Genomic DNA, 22955 nt, shown 5'->3' with positions numbered 1-22955 from the left:
GTGGTCCGCCCGCTGCCTACCCGCCACCGCCTGTTCCTTATGACCCAGTGCGGCAAGCACCCGCGCCGGGACTGTCGTACGCGGGTGGCCCGCGGAGCGCGGATACGACGATGCCCGCGATCTCCTTGGTCGCTGGAATCATCTCCACCGTCGCATTCTGCTGCTGCCCGCCGATCGGGTCTATTGCAGCGATCATCGCCCTGGTGACCGGCATCCTGGCCGTGATGCAGGCGAAGGAGCATCCGGAACAATCCAGCGCGCGGGTGATGGCGATCATCGGCATCGTGCTCAGTGCCATCGTGGTGATCCTTAGCATCGTGGGCTTGGCGTTGTACGCCACGGGCACCATGAGCTCGATGAGGACCTGGTAACCCCCTTCCCATGACACGTCACGATTGAGAGGTCATCGACTCTGATGTCCACCCCACCACCGGATCGACCCGAGTATGACCCGCTCGGGTCCACTCCCTACCCGACCAGCTCGGACCCGTACGCGAGTGCGCCGACGAGCGATAGCACGACGGCCTACCCGCCTTCGCCCGACTATCACGCCCCCACTGCGCCGGCCTACCCGACGTACCCGCCGACCGACAGCGCGTCGGGCGGGGCGCCGGTCCCGCAGTACCCGCCGGTCAACTATCCCGGACCTGGGTATCAGACGAGTTCCCCGGGGCCCTACCCCGCGCCGACCCCCGACCCCGCGAGCGGGATGGCGATCGCCGCGTTGGTTTTTGGTCTCCTCGGGATCACCGGGGTCTGCTTCTGGGGGCTCGGCGGCCTCCTCGGCCTCGGCGGGGTGATCTGCGGCCACCTCGCGATGTCGACGATCAAAAAGAGTGGAGATGGCCGCAGCCGGGGATTGGCCCGGGCCGGCTTGGTGACCGGCTACATCTCGGTCGCCATCTCCGTCGCCGCGGCGATCGTGATGATCGCCCTGATCGCGTGGTCGGCGAACAATCCGAGCACCCCTACTGACTACGACGCATCCGCCATGTCGCTGCTGGTCCTCGCGGCCAGCCCGGCGTGATCATCCCCAACCCCCTTAAAGGAGGCTGCTATGGCCGATCCGGCCCGCGCCCGCAAGATCGCCGATCGCATCAAGGAGGTCATCGCCGCGAATCTCGAGCAGGTCATTAAGGACCCTGACCTGGGGTTCGTCACGATCACCGATGTCCGAGTGACCGGTGACCTCCAACACGCCTCGGTGTTCTACACCGTCTTCGGCGACGACGACCAACGCCAACGAAGCTCTGAGATTCTTCAGGCCCACCGCGGCAAGCTCCGGTCCTTGGTCGGCCGGCATCTCGGGATCCGGCTCACCCCCACCCTCGAGCTCATCCCCGATGCCCTCCCGGAGACCGCGTCGCACCTCGATGACCTGCTCCGCTCGGCCCGCGAGCACGATGAGCAGGTCGCCCGGGCCGCCGCGGGAGCGGCACCGGCGGGGGAGGCAGACCCGTATAAGAAGCCGGCCGACGGCGAGGACGAGCATGACGGCGCCGACGCGCGGTGAGCGACGGTCTCGTCGTCGTCGATAAACCCTCCGGCTGGAGCAGCCACGACGTCGTAGGCCGCTGTCGGCGGCTCTACGGCACCCGCAAGGTCGGCCACGCCGGGACACTCGATCCGATGGCGACCGGGGTGCTCGTCCTTGGCGTGGGCCGCGCCACCCGATTGCTCACCTTCCTCGTCGGCTGCGACAAGGCATACGACGCGACGATCCGGCTCGGGCAGAGCACCATCACCGACGATGCCGAAGGGGAGGTCACATCGGTGGCGCCGGAGGGAGGCATCGGCGCGATCACCCGGGATGCGCTCGACTCGGCGATCGCCGGACTCACTGGATCGATCGAACAGGTCCCGAGTTCGGTGAGCGCGATCAAGGTGAAGGGCGAACGCGCCTACGCCCGGGTTCGTGGCGGCGAGGACGTCTCCCTTCCGGCCCGGCCGGTGACCGTCTCTCGCTTTGAGGTGACCACGTCCAAAGAGGTGACAACCGAACACGGCCTGGCGCTGGACCTCGACGTGACCGTTGAGGTGTCCTCAGGGACCTACGTGCGCGCGCTGGCGCGCGATCTCGGCGCGGCCCTCGGCGTCGGCGGGCACCTCACGGCCCTGCGCCGCACGCGCGTCGGGGGATACACCCTCGCCGACGCCCATGACCTCACGGCGCTCACTGAGCGTGCCGCGCTCGGCGAACCCCTTCCGCTGATGCCCCTCGCGGATGCCGCCGCGGCCGCGATGACGACCCGTCCGGTGAGCGCCGACGAAGCCCGCGCGATCGGGTATGGGCAGCGCGTTCCCTCAGCCGAGGCAGGCCGAAGTGAGCCGGTCGCGGCGATCGCGCCCGATGGCACCCTGGTCGCGATCCTTGATGAATCACGTCCGCTCGCGCGGGCTCACGTCGTGTTCGCGCCCGCGAGTTCGTAGAGTGTCCTACCGTGCATCGTTGGACTGACCCCTCCGCCACCCCCGCCGAGCTGCGGCCCTGCGTGGCGACCTTCGGCAACTTCGACGGGGTCCACCGCGGCCACCGAGCGATCTTGGCGGCCCTCTTCGACGCCGCGCGGCGCCACGAGGTGCCGAGCGTGGCAGTGACCTTCGACCCGCACCCGGTTGAGGTCATGCACCCCGAGCGCGCCCCCGAACTCATCGCTCCTCAGGCCCTTCGTGATGAACTCCTCGCCGATGCCGGTGTCGATGGCCTGCTGGTCTTGCCGTTTACCCACGAGTTCGCCCAGACCGAGCCCGACGACTTCATCGTCACGACCTTCGTCACCGGCCTGCAGGTCAAGGCACTGGTGGTCGGCGCGGACACCAAGGGATTCGGCGCGGGGTATACGGGCGACGTCGATCTCATTCGCGCTCTCGGGGAACGACACGGCTTCGAGGTGATCGTGATCGACGACGTTGGGGACGGCGAACGCTGGTCGTCCTCGGCGGTGCGCACGGCCCTGCGGACCGGTGATGTCCAGGCCGCCGCCGAGATCCTCGGCCGGCCCCACCGGATGGTCGGGACGGTCGTCCACGGCTTCCACCGGGGTCGGGAGCTCGGCTATCCGACGGCCAATATGAGCCACGACAGCCTCGGGCTGGTGCCCGCCGACGGCGTGTACGCGGGATGGCTCACCCGGCTGGACCTCGCCGACGATGCCCCCGACCGACGCCTTCCTGCGGCGATCTCGGTCGGGACGAATCCCACCTTCGATGGGGAGCGTCGCACGGTCGAGTCCTATGTCCTCGACCGCGATGACCTGGACCTTTACGACGAGACGGTCGCGGTCGACTTCGTCGATCGGATCCGCGCGACCCTGCGCTTTGACTCCATCGAGGAACTCCTCGACGCGATGAGCCGCGATGTGGAGCGGGCCAGGGCCGTCTGCGGGGTGGGTTACTAACCGGTCTCATTGGGAGAGAACGGGTATCGCCCCTTCATCATCCGTGGCACCCTCGTCGACTAGTTGAGCGCACCGCGCCGCTAGACCCACGAATCGTGACCACAAAGGAGTGGCCCCCCGTGACTCTCACCCAATGGCAGACCCCCGCCGAGGAACCCGTCGTCGTCGAACGGCTCGAAGATCGGGCCGACAGCGTCGGGGACATGCTGCGCCGCCGGATCGCCAAGACCCCCGATGGCACCGCTTACCTCTTCCCCGACGCCAACGAGCAGTGGCAGTCGATGACCTGGCGGGAGGTCGGTGACCGGGTGTGGCGCCTATCCGCCGGTCTCATCGCTCTCGGCGTGCAGGCCGAGCAGCGCGTCGCGATCGCCTCCGGCACCCGCTACGAGTGGGCCCTGGCCGATCTCGCCACCAACTGTGCTGGCGCCGCGACCACGACGATCTATCCGACGACGATCCCCGATGACGTCGCCTTCATCCTCTCCGACTCCGAGAGCGTCGTGATCTTCGCCGAGGACGAGGCGCAGGTTCAAAAGCTGCTCGATATCCGCGAGGCCGTCCCGCAGGTCCGCAAGGTCGTGACCTTCGACGACACCGACCTCGGCGCCGGCTGGGTGATGACCCTCGACGAGCTCGACGCCCTCGGCGCTAAGACGCTCGCCGACGACGGTGATGTCGTCGACCGCCGGATCGAGGCGATCACCCCGGACCAACTCGCGACCTTGATCTACACCTCCGGGACCACCGGTCGGCCGAAGGGGGTTCGTCTGCTCAACGACACCTGGTCCTACCAGGGATCGGCCGTGCACGCGATCGATCTGCTCGACGAGAGCGACCTGCAGTACCTCTGGTTGCCGCTCGCGCACGTCTTCGGCAAGCAGCTGCTCACGATCCCGCTCCAGATCGGCTTCCCGACCGCGATCGATGGCCGGATCGACAAGATCGTCGACAACCTCGCCGTCGTGCGTCCCACCTTCATGGCCGCCGCGCCTCGCGTCTTCGAAAAGGTCTACGGCAAGGTCACCCTCGGCATCCAGCAGGAGGGCGGGGTGAAGGAAAAGCTCTTCAACTGGGCGACTGGCGTCGGCTCGCAGGTCGGCGATGGCGAGCTCGAAGGCCGCGAGGCCGGTGGACTGCTCGGCCTGAAGCACGGCATCGCCGACAAGCTGGTCCTGTCCAAGGTTCGCGACCGCTTCGGTGGCCGGATCCGCTTCTTCATCTCCGGCTCGGCGGCCCTCAACGCCGATGTCGCGCGGTGGTTTAACGGTGTCGGTCTGAAGATCGCCGAGGGCTATGGCCTCACCGAGACGAGCTCAGCGGCCTGCGTCAACCGGCTGAACGCCTTCCAGATCGGCAAGGTCGGCTGGCCGCTCCCGGGCACCGAGGTGAAGATCGCCGAGGACGGGGAAGTCCTCGTCAAGGGCCCGGGCGTGATGGCTGGCTACCACAACAACCCGGAGGCGACCGCCGAGGTGATGACCTCCGACGGGTACTTCCACACCGGTGACATCGGCGAGGTCGACGAGCGGGGCTTTTTGAAGATCACCGACCGCAAGAAGGATCTCTTCAAGACGAGCAATGGCAAGTACGTCGCGCCGTCGCTCATCGAGTCCAAGTTCAAGGGTCTGAACCCCTACGCCAGCCAGTTCGTCGTGATCGGCAATGGCCGCAACTTCGTCTCGGCCCTGGTGACCCTCGACGAAGAGGCGATCCAGCCATGGGCCGAAGCCAACGGGCTCGGCGGGAAGTCCTACAACGAGATCGTCTCCTCGATGCAGGCCCGCGACATGGTCCAGTCGTATATCGATCAGTTGAACGCTGACCTGAACCGCTGGGAGCAGATCAAGAAGTTCACGATCCTCGGGCGCGACCTCACGATCGAAGATGGTGAGCTCACCCCGAGCCTGAAGTTGAAGCGCAAGATCGTCGCCGACAAGTTCAAGGACGAGATCGAGGCCTTCTACGCCGGGGCTTAACCTCCGGTCGCTGGAGCGTCCGGCATCACCGTGACCGGGAGGTCATGGGTGATCGCCCACTGCTCCCACCACGCGCAGTCCTGCTCGCCGAGCCGCTCGGCGAGCAGGACTCGTAGGGTCTCCTCGTCACCCGGCTCGGCGAGGTCGAGGGCAGCAAGAGCCCGCTCGCGGAAGTGGGGCTCGAGGGTCGCGATGATCACCCATCCGTCTCGGCAGCGATAGGGAGAGTAGGTCGCGAGGATGCCCCCGAGCACCCCGCCAGCCGTCGTGATCCGATGGCGGGCCGGGCCGCCGGCATCGCGCGCCGCATCGGCGAGACCAACGAACCGGGTGGTCGCCTGGCCGGTCCGCTCGCGCAGGAGCAGGCCCGCGAGGACCGCGGCGACAGCTTGCTCGGCGCCCGCCAGGTCGGCGACCGGCACCCGCGGCATCCCCGGAGGGCGCCAGATCCCGGCATCGGCCTGGTAGGTGAGGTCGTGGCCGGGGCGCTCGGGGCTGGCCGTGTCACCGACCACCCCGACGTGGATCAGGCGCGGGTGGCGGGCGTGGATCGCGTCCCACCCAAGGCCTAACCGGCGCAAGGAGGACGGGCGGGTCGAGGTGAGGAGCACGTCGGCGTCGTCGAGGAGGGCATCGAGCGCCTCCTCACCCTCGCTGGAGCGCAGGTCGAGTTGGACGACGATGTGGCCTCGCCGCAGGTCCTCGTACCACGCCGGGTTAAAGCGCGCCACGGCGTCCCCGCCGGGCGGCTCGATCGTGGTGACCTCCGCGCCGAGACTCGCGAGGCGGGTCGCGGCCCACGGTCCGGGGAGGTTCCCCGCGACCGAAACGATGCGGGTGCCCCGAAGGGGAGCGTCGGCGGTCGCGAGCGCGCTGGGGTCGAGGCGGGGGCGCACGGCGGCGAGGGTGTGTGGGTCGAGACCGACCGCACCGTGATCCCAGAACGCTTGCGGATAGACCACCCGGCCCGCGGGCCGCCGCTCGTGCAACGCGATGGCTTGGAACGCGTCGGCCGGGATGCGCCGCGATGGGCGTCCAAGGCGCATCCGAGCAGCAGGCACGAAGCCAAACCGTCGGTAGTACGCGGGATCGCCCTCGAGGACGACATACGGCTCGGTGCGCTGGCGGGCGGCATCGAGGGCATGCGCGATCAGGGCCGATCCGACGCCGCGCCCATGCCACCGCGGTGCGACGGATAAGGGGGAGAGGACGAGGATGTCGTCGGAGCTCTCCGGTCCATCCACGTGCCCGCCGGTCAGGAGCACGTGGCCGATCACTTGACCTTCCTCCAGCGCGACGAAGGAGAGCCCGGGCCGCCACGAGGGTGAGCGGCGCAGGTCGGCGACGATCGCAGCGACGGTATCCCCTTCGTCACCGAAAGCGGCGCGGATCACCGCCTCGACGGCCTCGACGTCCGCTGCTTGCTCGATCCGCAGTTCCATATTCTCCAGGCTGCCACGGGGTGCCGCTGACGTGCAGGGTTTGGGGAGGCGGTGGGGGTCACCTACCCTTGATCGCCATGTCCGGTGAGTCGCTTTTCGCTGCCCTCGAGCCCCTCCTCGAGCGGGTCAGCAAGCCCATCCAGTATGTCGGGGGAGAGCTCAACTCCACCGTCAAGGACTGGGATTGCGGGGGCCACGCCGAAGACGGAGCCGAACTCACCGTCCGCTGGGCCCTGATGTACCCCGACGCCTATGAGGTCGGGCTGCCGAACCAGGGCGTGATGATCCTCTACGAAGTCTTAAACGAACGCGAGGACACCCTCGCCGAGCGGACCTACGCTGTCTGGCCGGACATGGAAGCCCTGATGCGCGAGCACCAGGTGCCCCAGCTGACCGTCGATGGACACCGCCGGGTGCGGGACTTCGATGTCTTTGGCCTCTCCTTTTCCACCGAGCTCGGCTACACCAACATGTTGACCGCGCTCGACCTCGCGGGCATCCCTCTGCACGCCGCCGACCGGAGCCTTGACGACCCGATCGTCATCATGGGCGGGCACGCCTCCTTCAACCCCGAACCGGTCGCGGACTTCATCGACGCCGCCATCGTCGGCGACGGGGAGGCCGCCGTGCTGATGGCAAGCGATGTCATCGGGGAGTGGAAGGAAGAAGGGCGCCCGGGCGGTCGCCACGAGGTGTTGCGCCGCCTCGCCGAGACCGGCGGGGTCTACGTGCCGGCCTTCTACGACGTCAGTTACTTGCCGGATGGGCGCATTCAGCGCGTCGCCCCGGCGGAGTCCGGCGTGCCCTGGCGAGTGGCCAAGCACACGGTCACCGACCTCGACGAGTGGCCCTATCCGAAGCAGCCGCTCGTCCCCCTCGCTGAATCCGTGCACGAGCGGATGAGCGTGGAGATCTTCCGCGGGTGCACCCGTGGGTGCCGTTTTTGCCAGGCCGGGATGATCACGAGGCCGGTCCGCGAACGCTCGATCACCGGGATCGGGGAGATGGTCGAGCGAGGGCTCGCGACGACCGGGTTCGAAGAGGTCGGGTTGCTCTCGCTGAGCTCGGCCGACCACTCCGAGATCGCCGAGATCACCAAGGGCCTCGCCGACCGGTATGAAGGGAGCCAGACCGGGCTCTCCCTGCCGAGTACCCGCGTCGACGCCTTCAATATCGACCTCGCCAATGAGCTCACCCGCAACGGTCGCCGCTCGGGGCTCACCTTCGCGCCGGAAGGGGGCAGCGAACGGATCCGCAAGGTCATCAACAAGATGGTCTCCGAGGAGGATCTGATCCGCACGGTCGCGGCCGCCTATGGCGCGGGGTGGCGCCAGGTGAAGCTCTACTTCATGTGCGGGCTGCCGACCGAGACCGACGAGGACGTGCTCCAGATCGCCGAACTCGCGAAGAAGGTCATCGAGACCGGCCGCGAGGTCGCCGGGCATCGCGATATCCGGTGCACCGTCTCGATCGGCGGGTTTGTCCCGAAGCCGCACACCCCCTTCCAGTGGGCCCCGCAACTCTCCGCAGAGGAGACCGACGCGCGCCTGGCGAAGCTGCGCGAGGCGATCCGCTCCGACAAGCGGTATGGCCGCTCGATCGGTTTCCGCTACCACGATGGCAAGCCGGGGATCGTCGAAGGGCTCCTGAGCCGCGGCGATCGACGCCTCGGCCGGGTGATCGAGGCGGTCTGGCGCGACGGAGGACGCTTCGACGGCTGGAGCGAACACTTCTCCTACGAGCGCTGGATGCGCTGCGCCGAGGACGAGCTCGCTCAGGTCGGCGTGGATGTCGACTGGTACACGACGCGCGAGCGCGAGGAGAGCGAGGTCCTGCCCTGGGACCACATCGACTCCGGGCTCGACAAGGAGTGGCTCTGGCAGGACTGGCTCGACGCGTTGGACGAGACCGAGGTCGAGGACTGCCGCTGGACCCCGTGTTTCGACTGCGGCGTCTGCCCCCAGATGGGCACAGAGATCGAGATCGGTCCGACCGGCGCCACCTTGCTGCCCCTCCCGACCGTCCGCGCCGGAGCCTGACCCCCTTCGGCTTAAGGGGGCGGCGCCGACGGGTTGGCCGGATAGCGTCAGCCGATCCGCATCGACGCGCGAACGAGCCCGCGCGAGGCCGCGAGGCCTGCGAGCATCAGGGTGACCGCGGCGATGACCCCAGCGGCGAACCGGACGATCACGAGGGGATCGTTCGCCATCCCGAGCGGCAGGATCAGCAGTGAGGCGAAGCCTCCGATGAGCAGGATGGTCCCGGCGAGCGGGAGCATCACCTCGCGTCGGCGTACGCGGAGGATCGTGCGCGGTTCGACTCCGGCGTAGGCGAGAGCGCGGTACTGCGCCCGTTGGTCGAAGACCTTGGCGGCCTGGACCGCTCCCGACGACGTGGCGGCGAGGGTCATCACGATGATGAGCGTGATCGTGGTCCCGGTCGCGAGGTCGGCCGAGAGGTGAGGCATCTGGGGAGAGTCACTGCCGGAGAGGGCGGCCGCGATCCCCGACAAGGCGGCGAGGAGGACAGCGAGTCCGATAGCGCTCGTCGCCCGCCACGCCGATTTCGGATCATCGATGACCCGACGGGCGGCCAAGAGGGTCCGGGGGCTCTGCGCCGTCGAGGCGACCATCCGTCCGAGGATCATCATGATCCACGGCCCGATCACATTGATCGACGCGATGGCGGCGACGAGGACCGCGAGGACGATGACGATCCCGAGGTGCGGGGCATTGTTGAAGGCGATCGGCCACGCGAGCAGCGCTACGATCGCGATGCCGACGCGGATGAGCCGCAGGGGCGCCGGCGTCACGCGACGGGCGACTCCGAGCGGGCTCACGACGACCTGGCGCAGGCTGCTCGCCCCGGAGACCAGGGCGAGCAGGAGGACGGTGACGAGGGCGGCGAGGATCCATGGGACGCCGATCCAGAGGTCATCGACGCTGAAGGGGCGACCGTCGAAGGGGATCTGCGCGAGCGGCACGAGTAGGGCCGCGTACGCGAGGGTCCCGAGCGCCGCGCCGGTGAGGGCCTGGCTCGCTGCTTCGGCGAGGGTCATCACCGTCACCTGACCACTCGTCGCTCCCGCGAGGCGCATCGCGGCCAGCCGTTCGTCGCGCCGGGCGATCGCGAGGCGGGCCGCGATCCCGCCGAGCGTGATGATCGGGACGGTCATGAAGACGCAGGCGAGGATGGCGAGCACCGTATAGGTCGTTGCAGCATCGACGGCGAGCGCATCGGAGGGATCGACGTGACGGGCCCGCTCCGCGAAGGCGAGGTAGCCCGCGCCAGCGACGAGGGCCGCCGCCGTCGTGACCGCGAAGGCAATGACGGCGAGCAGTGTCGGGACGCGACTGGTCGCGTGCTCGTGTCGGCGCACGAGCCACCAGATCCGCAGGGCGGTCATCGCGACACCGCCAGGGTCTGCGTCGGCCCCTGGTGCTCGGCGACGATCCGACCGTCGCGCATCATCACGGTCCGCGAGCACCAGCGGGCGACCTCGGGGTCGTGGGTGACGACGACCAGGGACGCGCCGTGGGCGCGGGTTGCCGAGACGAGTTGGCCCATGACGTGCTCTCCCGTTTCGCGATCGAGCGCGCCGGTCGGCTCGTCGGCGAAGACCACGCCGGGGTTGATCGCGAGCGCTCGGGCGATCGCGACGCGCTGCGCCTGACCGCCGGAGAGTTCACCCGGTCGCCGGTGCCCCATGCCTCCGAGGCCGAGGTCGGTCAGGATGCGCAGGGCTCGCTCACTCGCGACCCGGCGCGAGGCGCCCGCCAGCATGAGCGGCAGCGCGACGTTTTCGAGAGCGGGAAGCTCCGGCAGAAGCTGACCGGATTGGAAGACGAAACCGAAGTCGGTGCGGCGCAACCGCGTCCGGGCCCGGTCCGAGAGCGCCACCAGATGGTGGCCGCGCCAGGTGACGGTGCCCGAGGTGGGGGTGAGGATCCCGGCCAGGACGTGGAGCAGCGTCGTCTTGCCCGACCCCGACGGACCCATCACGGCCAACGAGTCGCCGGAGCAGAGGTCTAGGTCTACCCCCGCTAACGCGGCCGGGGCACCGGGTGCGGTGCCGTAATGGTGGGTGACGCCCCGGGCGAGGAGCCCCTCGGCCGCCCCACCGACGGGCGGATGCGCTTGCCTCCTGGGTTGGTCCGCGGGTGGGTTGAGTGCCTTACCGAACTGGTGCCGAGTCATTGACATAACCCAACGTTCGCGCCGGGCACCCCCTCGTGTCGTCAGTCCCTGGTCTACGAGGTCGGCGCGCGTCTACGACCAGGGTCTGACAGGCCTGCGGACCCTCGGCACCGATCAGTCCGCGAGCGAAGCGGAGTTAGCCCACGAGTCGGGTGACGGCCTCGGCGAAGACCTCCGTGTGCCGATCCACATCGCCCTGGCTGGTCGTGGGGCACATGAGCGCCATGTTGTGGAAGGGGGTCATGAGGACCCCGCGGTTCGCGGTGGCGAGGTGCATGTACGCGTCGAGCTCGGGATCGGCGGCGGCCGCCGATTCCTCCCCGGTCCGCGGCGCGGGGGAGGCGAAGCGGTACTCGGCGCGTGCCCCGAGACGGCTGATCGACCAGGGAACCCCGGTTGCCGACAGCACCTCTTCGACCCCCTTCGTGAAGGACCGAGCGAGGGTATCCATCCGGTGGAAGGCCGCCCGCGTCAGCACCTCACCGAGCGTCGCGCGAGCGGCAGCGAGCGAGAGGGCGTTGCCGGCCAAGGTTCCGCCGACGCCGCCGACATCTTCGATATCGGCCTCACCGGCCCGCGACCGCCGGGTGACCTCTTCGGCCACCGCATCGGTCAGGCCATAGGCGCCGATCGGGATGCCGCCACCGATCGACTTACCGATCACGACGACGTCGGGATCCAAGCCCCACGCGGTGGTCGCACCGCCCCAGCCGGCCGAGAAGGTATGGGTCTCATCGATCATCAGGAGCGACCCGTGGCGTCGAGCGAGATCGCTGACGCCTTGAAGGAAGCCCGGCTCGGGCAGGACGATCCCGATATTGGTCAGGGCCGGTTCGGTGAGGATCGCGGCGACATCGCCGTGGGCGAGTTCGGCCTCCACGCTCGCGAGATCGTTCCAGGTCGCCACCCGCGTGGTGAGCGCCAGGTCGACCGGCGGCGCGACATTGCCGGGGCGGCTCACCGCGACGCCGCCCGGACCGCGCACGGCGAAGGTCTCATCGACCGACCCGTGGTAGCTGTAGGCGAAGACGAGGATCTTCGAGCGTCCGGTCACAAGCCGCGCCAGGCGGACCGCCCACCGGTTGGCGTCCGTTGCGCTCAGCGAGAAGGACCAACGAGGCACCGTGAAGCGCTGCGCCAACTCGGCCCCCACCCACTCGGCGTCCTCGGTCGGGAGCATCGTGGTCATCCCGCCGAGCTCGTCGGCCCGCCGTCGGATCGCCGCCACCGTCGGGGCGGGGGAGTGGCCAGCCATCGCGCCCGTGTCACCCAACGCGAAGTCGATCAGCTCCTCGCCATCGATGGTCGTGATCCGATTGCCACGCGCCCGCTCCAGGTGAAGGGGGTAACCGCCGGACCACATCGTCATCCAGGTCATCGGGACCTGCCCGAGGAGGTGCTGCGCGGCCTCGTGTTGCGCACGGCTGCGCGGGTGCCGCTCCTCGTAGGTCCGCTGCTCCTCGGCGAGCAAGGACTGAAGTCGCGCACGGTCGATCACGGTCATGGTGGACACGCTAGAGGGCGCCGACCTGCGTCGAGGGCGTTTTCGGGGCTCTCACTCCCGTCGACGGGCGGGCGGTGTCGCGGTCTTCACTTTGAGGTAAGGCACCCCTTATCGGTAGAATCCTCGGATGCCCCCCACTACCTCCACGTCGATGACGCCTGCCCGCAGTGGGTCGACGGCACGCGAGTCGCTCGCCCAAGTTGCCCGTGGTGGGCTAATGGGGGCGGCCGACCTGGTGCCCGGAGTCTCTGGGGGGACGGTCGCGCTGGTCGTCGGGATCTATGGCCGGCTGATCGACTCCTTGCACGCGATCGCGGCGGCGGGCGTGCGCTTGATCCGAGGCGATGGGCGCGGCGCGCTCGACGCCCTGCGGCACGGGCCGGTGCTCTGGCTCGCATCGCTCGGGGTCGGCATGCTCACCGTCATCTTGCTCGCCGCCGGGCCGCTCTCCGCGGCGGTCGAGGCGTACCCCGTGCCGCTTGCTGGGCTCTTCGTGGGCCTCGTCCTCGCCGCTGTCGTGCTCTGTTGGCGCCAACTGCGAGCCCCCTCCGGCAGCCACCGGTGGATCGCGGCCGTTGCCGCGGCCGCCACCTTCGTGCTGTTGGGGCTCAGCCCTGCCGGCGGGACCAGCCTGGACCAGGCGACTCCGCTCTGGTGGTTCTTCCTCGGCGGCGCGATCGCGATTACGGCAATGATCTTGCCCGGGGTGAGCGGCTCCTTCCTCCTGGTCCTGCTCGGCCTTTACACCCCCGTCCTCGGCGCGGTCACCGAGCGCAATGTGGTCGTGCTGATGGTCTTTGCTCTCGGCTGCGCCACTGGCCTTGCGCTATCCGCGACGACCTTGCGGTGGCTCCTCGTTCGCTTCCACGACGCGGTCCTGGCCGCGATGGTCGGGCTGATGATCGGCTCGATCCGGATCCTCTGGCCGTGGCCGGGCGGCTTTGAGAGCACGGCGCTCGCCCTGCCCACCGCATCGACCTGGCTCGTTCCCACGGTCCTCGCCGGCGCCGGTTTCGTGCTCGTCCTCGGCCTGGACGCGCTCGCCTCCCGGTTGCGGGGCAAGGAGATCGACCTGGCACCGGCACCGGAAGCCGAGGAGTCGCGCACCAGCGCCGGGGTGACGAGGCCGTAGGGCCCGTACGCTAGGACCCCTTATGGCACGACAGCGCACTCCTGACGGTCCCCCTCCGCCACCCCCGGTCCAAAAACTGCGGATCCGCTACGCCAAGCGGGGGCGGCTGCGCTTCTCCTCGACCCGGGACTTCTCTCGGGCCCTGGAGCGGGCCTTGCGCCGGGCGGATATTCCGATGGCCTACTCGGCCGGATTCCACCCGCACCCGAAGATCTCCTACGCCAACGGCGCGCCCACCGGCACCGCGAGCGAGGCGGAGTACTTCGAGATCTCGGTCGCCGAGCGCGTCGAGCCCGATGATGTCCGCGCGGCGCTCGACGACGCTCTCCCTGAAGGGATCGACATCGTCACCGTCATTGAGGCGCCCCCCGGAGCGCTCGCGGACCTGCTCCAAGCGAGCCATTGGCAGATCACCCTGCCCGGCACCACGACGGAGCAGATCGAGCCGGCGATCTCCGCCTTCCTCGCCGCCGAGGAGGTGGAGGTCACCCGGATGTTCAAGCGGGGCCCGCGCACCTTCGACGCCCGCGGTGCGGTGGCGCGTCTGCGCGTCGACGAGGACGCCGAGACGGGCTGTGCGATACTCGACATGGTCGTGCGGCACACCACACCTGCCGTGCGCCCCGATGATGTCTTGAGCGCGATCGCCGCCACGGCCCCCTTCGCGCCGCCGGTCACCCCCCAGGTGACGAGGCTGGCGCAGGGACCATGGGATGACGACACCGCGACGGTCGCCGATCCACTGGCGAGCGGAATCACCATCGTCGGCCCGTAACCGGTGCCGCGCTTCGCGCGAGCTGGCCGCGGGCAACCTAGGACTTTTCGTGGTGCCGCAGCGCGGACCACGGCTCACCGCACCGGCGGCTGAGCGCGTCCTCGCTACCCAGGCGAGGGGGACGGTGTGGCGCCCAGCCGGTCGGCGCAGGAAGGTGCCAGGAGATGGCCACCGACGAGACCACCGATGAACCCACCGGCGATGAACGCAGCAGCGACCCGGGCCTGAGCCCGGACGCGCCGACTCAGGACGAGCTCCTCGCCGTCGCCGCCGCTGAGGGTCCGACCGACGCGGATTCCGCCGAGCCCGAGGAGGCCGAGGAGCCGACCGAAGAGGTCGAGGAGGCCCCGGCCACTCCGACCGCTGCGGGGATGTCCTTTGGGCTCCTCTTCCAAGCCCCGGAGCCGGTCGCTGCTCCGCCGCGTCGCCGTGAGCCGGAGCCGCAGGACGAACCGGAGGCCGAGACCACCGAGGAAGACCAGAGCGCCGAGGGCGACGAAGGGGGCGGAGGCCGCCGCCGACGCCGCCGAGGTGGCCGCGGTCGCAACAAGGGATCCGAGGCCTCCGACGGCGACTCGGGCGAGACCGCCGACACCGCCAGCGAAGAGGACAGCGAGCCGAAGAAGACCAAGGGCCGCGGCTCCAAGAAGGGCCAGAAGGCCTCGGACCGCTCGGCGGACCAACAGAGCACCGAAGAGCACGACCCGGCAGAGGACGCGGGCGACGACTCGTCCGAGGGCGGATCACGCCGTCGACGTCGGCGCCGTCGCAGTGGTTCCGGGGCCGCGGAGAGCGACGACCCGCCCGGCACCGTGACCAAGGTCCGCGAGCCGCGCAAGGACCGCGATGAGCCGCAGGCCGTCAAGGGGTCGACCCGGCTGGAGGCGAAGAAGCAGCGCCGCCGCGAGGGCCGCGAGGCCGGACGCCGCCGGACGATCATCACCGAAGCCGAGTTCCTCGCCCGGCGCGAGAGCGTCGAGCGTTCGATGATCGTGCGGGCGCTTCAGGACCGCACCCAGATCGGCGTCCTCGAAGACGACGTCCTCGTCGAGCACTACGTGTCGCGCGAAACGACCTCGACGATGGTGGGCAATGTCTACCTCGGCCGGGTCCAAAACGTCCTCCCGAGCATGGAGGCCGCCTTCGTCGACATCGGCAAGGGTCGCAACGCGGTCCTCTACGCCGGCGAGGTCAACTGGGACGCCGCGGGCCTCGGTAACGGGGAGCCGCGCCGGATCGAAAACGCCCTCAAGGGCGGCGACTCGGTCCTCGTCCAGGTCACCAAGGACCCCATTGGTCACAAGGGGGCGCGCCTCACCTCGCAGGTCTCGCTTCCCGGCCGCTACCTCGTCTACGTGCCCGAAGGCTCGATGACCGGGATCTCGCGCAAACTTCCCGAAGGGGAGCGCGCGCGCCTGAAGTCGATCCTGAAGGAGGTTGTCCCGAGCGACGCCGGCGTCATCGTGCGCACCGCGGCCGAGGGGGCGAGCGAGACCGAACTGCGTCGCGATGTCGAGCGTCTCACCCTTGCGTGGGAGAAGATTCGGGACCGCGCCGAGTCGAAAAAGGACCGCAAGGCGAGCGCCGGCGGCGCGCCGACGCTGCTTCACGCCGAGCCGGACATGACGGTGCGCGTCATCCGCGACATCTTCAATGAGGACTTTGCCTCGATGGTGGTCTCCGGCGACGCCGCCTGGCAGGAGATCAACGGCTACCTCGGCGATGTGGCGCCCGACCTTGCGAGCCGCCTCACGAAATGGACCGGCGAGAAGGACATCTTCGCGGAGCACCGGATTGATGAGCAGCTCGCCAAGGCGATGGACCGCAAGGTCTGGCTGCCAAGCGGTGGCTCCCTCGTCATCGATCGCACCGAGGCGATGACCGTGGTCGACGTCAACACCGGCAAGTTCGTCGGTTCCGGCGGCAACCTCGAAGAGACGGTCACCAAGAACAACATCGAGGCCGCCGAGGAGATCGTTCGCCAACTGCGCCTGCGCGATATCGGCGGGATCATCGTGATCGACTTCATCGACATGGTCTTGGAGTCCAACCGCGATCTCGTGGTGCGACGCCTGTTGGAGTGCCTTGGCCGCGACCGCACCAAGCACCAGGTGGCCGAGGTCACCTCGCTCGGGCTGGTCCAGATGACCCGTAAGCGCGTCGGGTCGGGCCTCATCGAGGTCTTCTCCGAGCCCTGCGAGCAGTGCCACGGGCGCGGGATCATCGTGCACACGGAGCCGGTCGCGAGCGAGGCCAACGGCGGCGGCGGTGGCACCCAGGGCGGCAGTCGATCGCGGCGTGGATCTCGCGGCTCGAAGGGGGAGCAGCAGGCCAAGGAAACCCCGCAGCCCGAAGAGAAGTCGAGCAACGGGCCGACCGCGGCGCAGATCGCTGCTGCCGCCCATGCCGCGGCGGTCAAGAGCATGAGCGATGAGGACGTCGAGGCGAGCGAAGAGGTCTCGCAAGACGCCCCGCGCGAGGTCATTCGTGAGTCGGACGGCGACGATGACCGCGCCGAGGCGCGGCCCGAATCGGACGCCGGCCCCGTGGAGGACTCGCAGCCCGCTCCGGAACCGGCGCGTGAGCCGGCGCCGAAGCGCCGTCGCGGGCACCGCCGAGCTGGCACGTCGTCGGCGCCGGTCGCCCTGGAGCCGGTCGACCTCACCGCGGCGCCGACGAGCGCGCCCGCCCTCACCACCGTCGCGGGCGAAGCCAGCGATGGCCTCGTCGCCGATCCCACCCCCGAGCCAGCGACCCCGACGCGCCGCAAGCGGGCGCGAGTTGTCGCGCCGGCCGGCCCCCCGAAGCCGCTCGACGAGGCCGACGAGTCGTAGCGCACCGCCTCGCGCCCGCCGCCCGTCCACGCGCGTTTTGCGTGGGCGGGCCGGGCGCGGGTAACCTAGACCCTTGGTGCACCCACCGAGCGGATGCCCTGCGCCCTTGAAGGTCCCAGGTCCTATCGGCCGGTCAGACAGAGTGCGTCGCACCATGAACAAGGAAGAGAGTTCCACCGTGTACGCGATTGTTCGCGCTGGCGGCCGCCAGGAGAAGGTCTCCGTCGGCGACGTCCTGCTCATTAACAAGGTCAAGGGTGAGGCTGGGGAGCGCATCGAGCTGCCCGCGCTGCTCCTCGTCGACGGCTCCTCCGTCACCAGCGACGCTGACAAGCTCGCCAAGGTGTCGGTCACGGCCGAGGTCGTCGGCCCCGCCAAGGGCCCGAAGATCACGATCATGAAGTACAAGAACAAGACCGGCTACCGCAAGCGTCAGGGCCACCGTCAGCCGCTGACCCAGGTCAAGATCACCGACATTTCGGCCTGACGCCGACCCAACACGTTAGGAACCACTGACATGGCACACAAGAAGGGTGCGTCCTCGACTCGTAACGGGCGCGACTCCAACCCCCAGTACCTCGGTGTGAAGCGCTTCGGCGGCCAGGTCGTCGGCGTCGGCGAGATCATCGTCCGCCAGCGTGGCACCCACTTCCACCCCGGCAACAACGTCGGCCGTGGCGGCGACGACACCCTCTTCGCGCTCTCCGCGGGCGCGGTGGAGTTCGGCACCAAGCGGGGCCGCAAGGTCGTCAGCATCGTCCCGGCGGACGCCAGCTGACCTCAGCAGTCCTTTACCGCGAACGGGGCAGGTCGGCGTGACGCCACCTGCCCCTTTCGCTTTCCTTTTCGAGCACCTCGAACCACCGATCGACCCGATCAAGAACGTGAGGCAACAACCATGACCAGCTTCGTCGACCGGGTCGTGCTGCACGTCGAGGCGGGCAAGGGCGGCCACGGCGTCGCCTCGGTGCACCGCGAGAAGTTCAAGCCCCTCGGCGGACCCGATGGTGGCAATGGCGGCAATGGTGGCGATGTCATCCTCGTCGTCGACCCCCAGTCGACGACCCTGCTCGACTATCACCGCAACCCGCACCGCCGGGCCAAGAACGGCGCCCCCGGCGCGGGGGATGAGAAGAACGGCGCGCAAGGGGAGGACCTGATCCTTCCGGTGCCCGAAGGCACGGTCGTCTCGACGCGCGGCGGGGAGGTCCTCGCCGACCTCGTCGGTGCGGGCGCGACCTACATCGCGGCGAAGGGGGGCCGCGGCGGCCTGGGCAACAAGGCTCTGTCCTCCCAGCGGCGCAAGGCTCCCGGCTTCGCCCTCCTCGGCGAGCCGGGTGAGAGCGCCGAGATCATCCTCGAGCTGAAGTCGCTTGCCGATGTCGCCCTCATCGGATTCCCGAGCGCTGGCAAGTCCTCGCTCGTCTCGGTCTTGTCGGCCGCGCGCCCCAAGATCGCCGATTACCCCTTCACCACCTTGGTCCCGAATCTTGGCGTCGTGACCGCGGGGGATACCCGCTACACGATCGCTGACGTCCCCGGGCTGATCCCCGGGGCCAGCCAGGGCAAGGGGCTGGGCCTGGAGTTTCTCCGGCACGTCGAGCGCTGCTCGGTGCTCGCCCATGTGATCGACTGCGCGACCCTGGAACCGGGCCGCGACCCCATGACCGACCTCGATGTGATCGAGCACGAACTCTCGGAGTACGTGGCCGATGACTCCCTCGGCGGCAAGCCACTGTCGGAGCGCACCCGGATCGTGGTGCTCAACAAGGCCGATGTGCCCGAGGCCCGCGAGCTCGCCGAGATGGTGCGACCGGACCTGGAGGAGCGCGGGCTCGAGGTCCACATCGTCTCGGCCGTCGCTCACCTCGGATTGAAGGAACTCTCGTTCGCGCTCGCCCGGCATGTCGCCGCGGCCCGCGCCGAGATCGCGATCGACGTCGTCCCGCAGCGGGTGGTCTTGCGCCCCAAGGCTGTCGACGACGCCGGCTTCATCGTCCGGCGGGAGCAGACGGGCGATGGCGAGGTCTTCCGGGTCCTCGGCGAACGCCCGACTCGGTGGGTGCGCCAGACGGACTTCGCTAATGACGAAGCCGTCGGCTATCTCGCCGACCGGCTCTCTCGGGCCGGCGTCGAAGAGGAACTCGTCAAGGCCGGTGCGGTCGCGGGCTCGACCGTGCTCATCGGCCCCGAGGACGACGCGGTCGTCTTCGACTGGGAGCCGACGCTGGTCGGCGGGGCCGAACTGCTCGGCGGGCGCGGCACCGACGGTCGTCTCGACGAGCGCACGCGACGGACCAATGCCGAGCGGCGCGAGGAGTTCCACGCCCGCAAGGACGCGCAGACCGCCGCCCGCGAGGAGCTCGCCGCCGAACGCCGCGCCGGTCGCTGGACGAGCGACGCGAAGGAGGACTAGGTGGGCGCCAGCCCTCGTGAGCGCCTGGCGGCGGCGAAGCGCGTCGTCGTTAAGGTGGGGTCCTCGTCGCTCACGAGCGTCGATGGGGGACGGTTAGACGAGGCGCGCCTCGTCGCGCTCGTCAATGCCCTCGCCGCCCGGATCGGGGGCGGCGCGCAGATCGTCCTCGTCTCCTCCGGTGCGATCGCCGCAGGGATTGCTCCCTTGGGCCTGGAGAGCCGGCCGCGCGATCTCGCGACCCAGCAGGCCGCCGCGAGCGTCGGCCAGGGGGCGCTCGTCGCCTCCTACTCACGGGCGTTCGCCCGCCACGGGCTCTCCGTCGGGCAGGTCCTGCTGACCGCCGATGACACAACGCGGCGCGGGCACTACACCAACGCTCACCGGGCCCTCACCCGCCTGCTCGAGCTCGGCATCGTCCCGATCATCAACGAAAACGACTCGGTGGCGACCCAGGAGATCCGCTTCGGGGACAACGACCGGTTAGCGGCTCTCGTCGCGCACCTCATCAGCGCCGACGCGCTTGTGCTGCTGACCGATGTCGATGCGCTCTATACCGATAAGCCCGGTCGCCCCGGCGCCGTCCGGATCGCCGAGGTCACCTCGAGCGAGGATCTCGCCGGCATCCGGGTGGATGCCCGGGGTTCGCGGGTCGGCACCGGCGGCATGGTGACCAAGGTCGAGGCCGCCTCGATCGCCAACGCCGCCGGGGTGCTCGCCGCGCTCGCGTCGAGTACCGATATCGGGGCCGTCCTTGGCGGTGAGGACGTGGGCACCGTCTTCGTCCCCTCCGGTCGGCGAAGGGGAGCGCGCACCTGGTGGCTCCAGCACGCGACGAGCGTGCGGGGCCAGGTCGTGATCGACGCGGGTGCCGTCCGGGCGCTCACCACGGGAGGTAAGTCCCTCCTCGCCGCTGGCATCACCGCCGTTCACGGGACCTTCCACGCGGGGGACGCGGTCGACGTGGTCGGCCCGGACGGTGCGGTCATCGCCCGCGGGCTGGTGAACTACAACGCGGCGGGGCTACCGCGCATGCTCGGGCGGCATTCCAAGGACCTCGCGGCGGACCTCGGCCCTCAGTACGAGCGCGAGGTCATCCACCGCGACGACCTCGTCGTCCTCGGTCGCTGACGAGTCGGCCACCGCCGGTGTGAAGGGGACCACTCCTCATCGACGGTTCTGTTCTCTCCCAACTAGTTTCGAGTGTTGTCGAGCACTGGGCTCGACGGTTCGGCAAGGGAGGAACACCACGATGAAGTCCACGATGAGGGCGTCGGTGGCGATTGTCGTCGGCGCGACGGCGGTGCTGATGGCGACGGCTCCGAGCGCGTCGGCAGCTACGGCTCGCAATGGCGTGTGTGAACTCGACGGCCATCGACCCCTCGCTGAAGCCGTGCACGCCGGGCGAGCCCTGCCCGAAGTAGAACCCGACGGGACCGCCTAGCGGACCGTCGTGGCCGTGAACTGCGGGCGCGGGTTGGCGTAGACCTCCTGAGCCTGCACGAGCTGCAACTCCCGACGACCAGATTCCAAGGTCACGGAGAGCAGGTCGAACACCGCCGAGACGGTCCGCTCGAGCGCGTCCTTGAGTGAGCCGGTCTGCAGATAGTGCGCCGTGAACAGCGCCGCCGTCACGTCACCGGACCCATTGGCCTTCAGCGGCAGATGGGGGGTCTGCACGATCCACGCCTCATCGCCGTGGGCGGCGAGCATCTCGATCGTGTCGGCAGGTCGATCCGGCCGCAGCACCGAGGTCACGAGCACCGTGGAGGGGCCCATGGCCATCACCGCGTCGACCGACGCGAGGGTCGAGTCGAGGTCCTCCGGCTCGGTTTCGGTGAGGAAGCCGAGCTCGAACTGGTTCGGAGTGATCAGGTCGGCCTGCGGCACGACCCGCTCGCGCAACAGGATCGGGATGCTCGGGGCGACGAAGCAGCCCGACTTCGCGTTGCCCATCACCGGGTCGCACGCGTAGATCGCCTGAGGATTCTCCGCCTTCACCGCAGCGACGGCATCGAGGATCACCCCACCGATCTCCTCACCGCCTTGGTATCCGGAGAGCACCGCGTCCACCTCGGCGAAGGCCCCGCGTTCGCCGACCCCGGTGATGACATCGGCGACGTCACCCGGGGGCATCAGCGGTCCGCGCCACTGCCCGTACCCCGTGTGATTGGAGAAGTTCACCGTATTGACCGGCCACACCTCGACGCCGAGGCGCTGAAGGGGGAAGACCGCTGCGCTGTTCCCGACGTGCCCATAGGCGACGGCGGACTGGATGGAAAGGATCGTCGTCACGCCCGCCATCATCCCACTGCGAAGGGGGCGTCAGCGTCCGGCTTCGTCCAGGGCCTTTTCGGTGAGCTCCCGACCGAGTTCGATCATCTCGGCGGCGCGGTGGAAGTCCATGGTCCCGCACGCGTCCACGGGGACCCGCACGAGGACATCCGGCGGGTGACCGGCGAGGCGGTAGCGGGCGACGAGGGCGCTCGTCGCATCCATCGACTTGCTGATCACGTCGGAGACCTTGAGCCCCGGTGGCAGGTCGTGGATCTCCTCGGGGAGGCCGAGCGAGACCGCAGACTCCGCGACCGCGGCCACCTCTTCGACCGCGTCGCCGGGGCTCTCGGCCTTCGTCGGAAGCCAGGCGCGAAGTCGCTGCATCACCGTGTCGGGATTGGTGCGCGGAGCGCTCGACTCCACCGGGGACTGCCGGCCCGCGCGGTCGCCGGACAAGGAGATCGCGACGGTGAAGTCGGCGCCCGCCCCGGTGATCGGCTCGACCGGGACCGGATTCAAGATGCCGCCGTCGACCAGGATTCGACCGTTGACGATGACGGGTGTGATGACGCTCGGGATCGCGATTGAGGCGCGGACCGCGACCGCGACGGGGCCGTGCTGGAACCACACCTCGCGGCGGGCGTCGATATCGCAGGCGATGGCGGTGAAGGGGATCGGCAGGTCCTCGATGCGCGCGCCCTCGAGGAGTTCGTTGACCACCCGCAGGACCGGCTTGGCCCGGATCGCGCCCGGGGCACTCAGGGTCGGGTCAAGCATCATGAAGACCGCGCGCGAGGTGAGGCTCAGCGCCCACTCGGTGTACTCCTCGAGTTTGCCCGCGGCGGTGAGACCACCGACGAGGGCTCCCATCGAGGTTCCGGCGATGGCGGCCACCTCGTGCCCGCGCTCGCGGAGCACCTGCAGCGCGCCGATATGGGCATAGCCGCGAGCTCCGCCCGAACCGAGGGCGAGGGCGACGCGACTGGGTTGGCTCACGCAGCCAG

Annotated in this window: 21 protein-coding genes; 15 read left to right on the top strand and 6 right to left on the bottom strand. The window is 69.3% G+C overall.

What is annotated here, in order from left to right; genetic code table 11:
- Nucleotides 1-110: 110 nt before the first annotated feature.
- From AB8K43_RS06160 to AB8K43_RS06135, 6 genes are all read left to right on the top strand, one after another.
- Nucleotides 111-371 (top strand): hypothetical protein, encoded by a 261-nt coding sequence (locus tag AB8K43_RS06160; RefSeq protein WP_370892525.1) that lies wholly within the window; start codon nt 111-113, stop codon nt 369-371.
- Between the two features lie 44 nt (nt 372-415).
- Nucleotides 416-1027, top strand: a complete 612-nt coding sequence (locus AB8K43_RS06155) for a DUF4190 domain-containing protein (protein WP_370892524.1) — start codon at nt 416-418, stop codon at nt 1025-1027.
- Nucleotides 1028-1057: 30 nt separating this feature from the next.
- On the top strand, nt 1058-1513 hold the full coding sequence (rbfA, locus tag AB8K43_RS06150; RefSeq protein ID WP_370892523.1) for a 30S ribosome-binding factor RbfA: 456 nt from the start codon (nt 1058-1060) through the stop codon (nt 1511-1513).
- Nucleotides 1510-2430, top strand: coding sequence for a tRNA pseudouridine(55) synthase TruB (gene truB / locus AB8K43_RS06145; protein WP_370892521.1), 921 nt, complete (start codon nt 1510-1512; stop codon nt 2428-2430). The genes rbfA and truB overlap by 4 nt, the downstream gene beginning before the upstream one ends.
- Nucleotides 2431-2441: 11 nt before the next feature.
- The gene (locus AB8K43_RS06140; protein ID WP_370892519.1) at nt 2442-3398 is read left to right on the top strand and encodes a bifunctional riboflavin kinase/FAD synthetase; all 957 of its coding nucleotides are present in this window, start codon (nt 2442-2444) and stop codon (nt 3396-3398) included.
- Nucleotides 3399-3517: 119 nt separating this feature from the next.
- Nucleotides 3518-5377, top strand: a complete 1860-nt coding sequence (locus AB8K43_RS06135; protein ID WP_370892517.1) for a long-chain fatty acid--CoA ligase — start codon at nt 3518-3520, stop codon at nt 5375-5377.
- Here AB8K43_RS06135 and AB8K43_RS06130 read toward each other — a convergent pair.
- On the bottom strand, nt 5374-6819 hold the full coding sequence (locus AB8K43_RS06130; protein WP_370892515.1) for a GNAT family N-acetyltransferase: 1446 nt from the start codon (nt 6817-6819) through the stop codon (nt 5374-5376). The two genes, AB8K43_RS06135 and AB8K43_RS06130, sit on opposite strands and share 4 nt — an antisense overlap.
- 77 nt (nt 6820-6896) lie before the next feature.
- On the opposite strand from AB8K43_RS06130, the gene AB8K43_RS06125 reads away from it, so the two are divergent.
- The gene (locus tag AB8K43_RS06125) at nt 6897-8858 is read left to right on the top strand and encodes a TIGR03960 family B12-binding radical SAM protein (RefSeq protein WP_370892513.1); all 1962 of its coding nucleotides are present in this window, start codon (nt 6897-6899) and stop codon (nt 8856-8858) included.
- A gap of 47 nt (nt 8859-8905) precedes the next feature.
- Here the strand turns inward: AB8K43_RS06125 and AB8K43_RS06120 are convergent, their stop codons facing one another.
- The 3 genes from AB8K43_RS06120 to AB8K43_RS06110 all read right to left on the bottom strand — a co-directional run bounded on the left by AB8K43_RS06120 (nt 8906) and on the right by AB8K43_RS06110 (nt 12520).
- A complete protein-coding gene (locus tag AB8K43_RS06120; protein WP_370892511.1) occupies nt 8906-10225 on the bottom strand; it encodes an FtsX-like permease family protein in 1320 nt (439 codons plus the stop codon).
- Nucleotides 10222-11016: an ABC transporter ATP-binding protein gene (locus tag AB8K43_RS06115; protein WP_370892509.1), complete on the bottom strand. Its 795-nt coding sequence runs from the start codon at nt 11014-11016 to the stop codon at nt 10222-10224. Before AB8K43_RS06115 ends, AB8K43_RS06120 begins: the two co-directional genes overlap by 4 nt.
- 136 nt (nt 11017-11152) lie before the next feature.
- Nucleotides 11153-12520 carry a transaminase gene (locus AB8K43_RS06110; RefSeq protein WP_370892506.1) on the bottom strand — a complete coding sequence of 456 codons (1368 nt, stop codon included), beginning with the start codon at nt 12518-12520 and terminating at the stop codon, nt 11153-11155.
- 127 nt (nt 12521-12647) lie between these two features.
- Here AB8K43_RS06110 and AB8K43_RS06105 point away from each other — a divergent pair, with 127 nt between their 5' ends.
- The 8 genes from AB8K43_RS06105 (at nt 12648) to AB8K43_RS06070 (ending at nt 21118) form a co-directional block, all read left to right on the top strand.
- Nucleotides 12648-13652, top strand: a complete 1005-nt coding sequence (locus tag AB8K43_RS06105) for a DUF368 domain-containing protein (protein WP_370892504.1) — start codon at nt 12648-12650, stop codon at nt 13650-13652.
- A 22-nt stretch (nt 13653-13674) separates the two neighbouring features.
- Nucleotides 13675-14427 (top strand): TIGR03936 family radical SAM-associated protein, encoded by a 753-nt coding sequence (locus AB8K43_RS06100; protein WP_370892502.1) that lies wholly within the window; start codon nt 13675-13677, stop codon nt 14425-14427.
- Between the two features lie 164 nt (nt 14428-14591).
- A complete protein-coding gene (locus AB8K43_RS06095) occupies nt 14592-17261 on the top strand; it encodes an Rne/Rng family ribonuclease (RefSeq protein ID WP_370892500.1) in 2670 nt (889 codons plus the stop codon).
- Nucleotides 17262-17415: 154 nt separating this feature from the next.
- Entirely contained in the window at nt 17416-17748 is a 333-nt protein-coding gene (gene rplU / locus AB8K43_RS06090) for a 50S ribosomal protein L21 (protein ID WP_370892498.1), read from the top strand.
- A gap of 30 nt (nt 17749-17778) precedes the next feature.
- Nucleotides 17779-18039, top strand: a complete 261-nt coding sequence (gene rpmA / locus AB8K43_RS06085; RefSeq protein WP_370892496.1) for a 50S ribosomal protein L27 — start codon at nt 17779-17781, stop codon at nt 18037-18039.
- A gap of 120 nt (nt 18040-18159) precedes the next feature.
- Nucleotides 18160-19677, top strand: a complete 1518-nt coding sequence (obgE, locus tag AB8K43_RS06080; RefSeq protein ID WP_370892494.1) for a GTPase ObgE — start codon at nt 18160-18162, stop codon at nt 19675-19677.
- Nucleotides 19678-20805, top strand: coding sequence for a glutamate 5-kinase (gene proB, locus AB8K43_RS06075; RefSeq protein ID WP_370892492.1), 1128 nt, complete (start codon nt 19678-19680; stop codon nt 20803-20805). It abuts the gene before it with no gap.
- Nucleotides 20806-20926: 121 nt separating this feature from the next.
- Entirely contained in the window at nt 20927-21118 is a 192-nt protein-coding gene (locus tag AB8K43_RS06070; RefSeq protein ID WP_370892490.1) for a hypothetical protein, read from the top strand.
- Here AB8K43_RS06070 and pdxY read toward each other — a convergent pair.
- Entirely contained in the window at nt 21115-21978 is an 864-nt protein-coding gene (pdxY, locus tag AB8K43_RS06065) for a pyridoxal kinase PdxY (RefSeq protein WP_370892488.1), read from the bottom strand. The genes AB8K43_RS06070 and pdxY overlap by 4 nt on opposite strands.
- A gap of 21 nt (nt 21979-21999) precedes the next feature.
- Nucleotides 22000-22947: a patatin-like phospholipase family protein gene (locus tag AB8K43_RS06060; RefSeq protein WP_370892486.1), complete on the bottom strand. Its 948-nt coding sequence runs from the start codon at nt 22945-22947 to the stop codon at nt 22000-22002.
- Between the last annotated feature and the right edge of the window lie 8 nt (nt 22948-22955).

The sequence above is a fragment of the Janibacter sp. GXQ6167 genome (assembly GCF_041365945.1).
Lineage (GTDB): Bacteria > Actinomycetota > Actinomycetes > Actinomycetales > Dermatophilaceae > JBGFSK01.
The sequence above is the reverse complement of the archived record's forward strand: the minus strand, read 5'-3'. Positions and strand labels throughout refer to the sequence as shown.

What these genes read in the sequence shown, in the direction of transcription:
- AB8K43_RS06160 (WP_370892525.1), top strand. Translation starts at nt 111, where the DNA reads ATGCCCGCGATCTCCTTGGTCGCTGGAATCATCTCCACCGTCGCATTC.
- AB8K43_RS06155 (WP_370892524.1), top strand. Translation starts at nt 416, where the DNA reads ATGTCCACCCCACCACCGGATCGACCCGAGTATGACCCGCTCGGGTCC.
- rbfA (WP_370892523.1), top strand. Translation starts at nt 1,058, where the DNA reads ATGGCCGATCCGGCCCGCGCCCGCAAGATCGCCGATCGCATCAAGGAG.
- AB8K43_RS06130 (WP_370892515.1), bottom strand. Translation starts at nt 6,819, where the DNA reads ATGGAACTGCGGATCGAGCAAGCAGCGGACGTCGAGGCCGTCGAGGCG.
- AB8K43_RS06125 (WP_370892513.1), top strand. Translation starts at nt 6,897, where the DNA reads ATGTCCGGTGAGTCGCTTTTCGCTGCCCTCGAGCCCCTCCTCGAGCGG.
- AB8K43_RS06120 (WP_370892511.1), bottom strand. Translation starts at nt 10,225, where the DNA reads ATGACCGCCCTGCGGATCTGGTGGCTCGTGCGCCGACACGAGCACGCG.
- AB8K43_RS06115 (WP_370892509.1), bottom strand. Translation starts at nt 11,016, where the DNA reads ATGACTCGGCACCAGTTCGGTAAGGCACTCAACCCACCCGCGGACCAA.
- AB8K43_RS06110 (WP_370892506.1), bottom strand. Translation starts at nt 12,520, where the DNA reads ATGACCGTGATCGACCGTGCGCGACTTCAGTCCTTGCTCGCCGAGGAG.
- AB8K43_RS06105 (WP_370892504.1), top strand. Translation starts at nt 12,648, where the DNA reads ATGCCCCCCACTACCTCCACGTCGATGACGCCTGCCCGCAGTGGGTCG.
- AB8K43_RS06100 (WP_370892502.1), top strand. Translation starts at nt 13,675, where the DNA reads ATGGCACGACAGCGCACTCCTGACGGTCCCCCTCCGCCACCCCCGGTC.
- AB8K43_RS06095 (WP_370892500.1), top strand. Translation starts at nt 14,592, where the DNA reads ATGGCCACCGACGAGACCACCGATGAACCCACCGGCGATGAACGCAGC.
- rplU (WP_370892498.1), top strand. Translation starts at nt 17,416, where the DNA reads ATGAACAAGGAAGAGAGTTCCACCGTGTACGCGATTGTTCGCGCTGGC.
- rpmA (WP_370892496.1), top strand. Translation starts at nt 17,779, where the DNA reads ATGGCACACAAGAAGGGTGCGTCCTCGACTCGTAACGGGCGCGACTCC.
- obgE (WP_370892494.1), top strand. Translation starts at nt 18,160, where the DNA reads ATGACCAGCTTCGTCGACCGGGTCGTGCTGCACGTCGAGGCGGGCAAG.
- AB8K43_RS06070 (WP_370892490.1), top strand. Translation starts at nt 20,927, where the DNA reads ATGAAGTCCACGATGAGGGCGTCGGTGGCGATTGTCGTCGGCGCGACG.
- pdxY (WP_370892488.1), bottom strand. Translation starts at nt 21,978, where the DNA reads ATGGCGGGCGTGACGACGATCCTTTCCATCCAGTCCGCCGTCGCCTAT.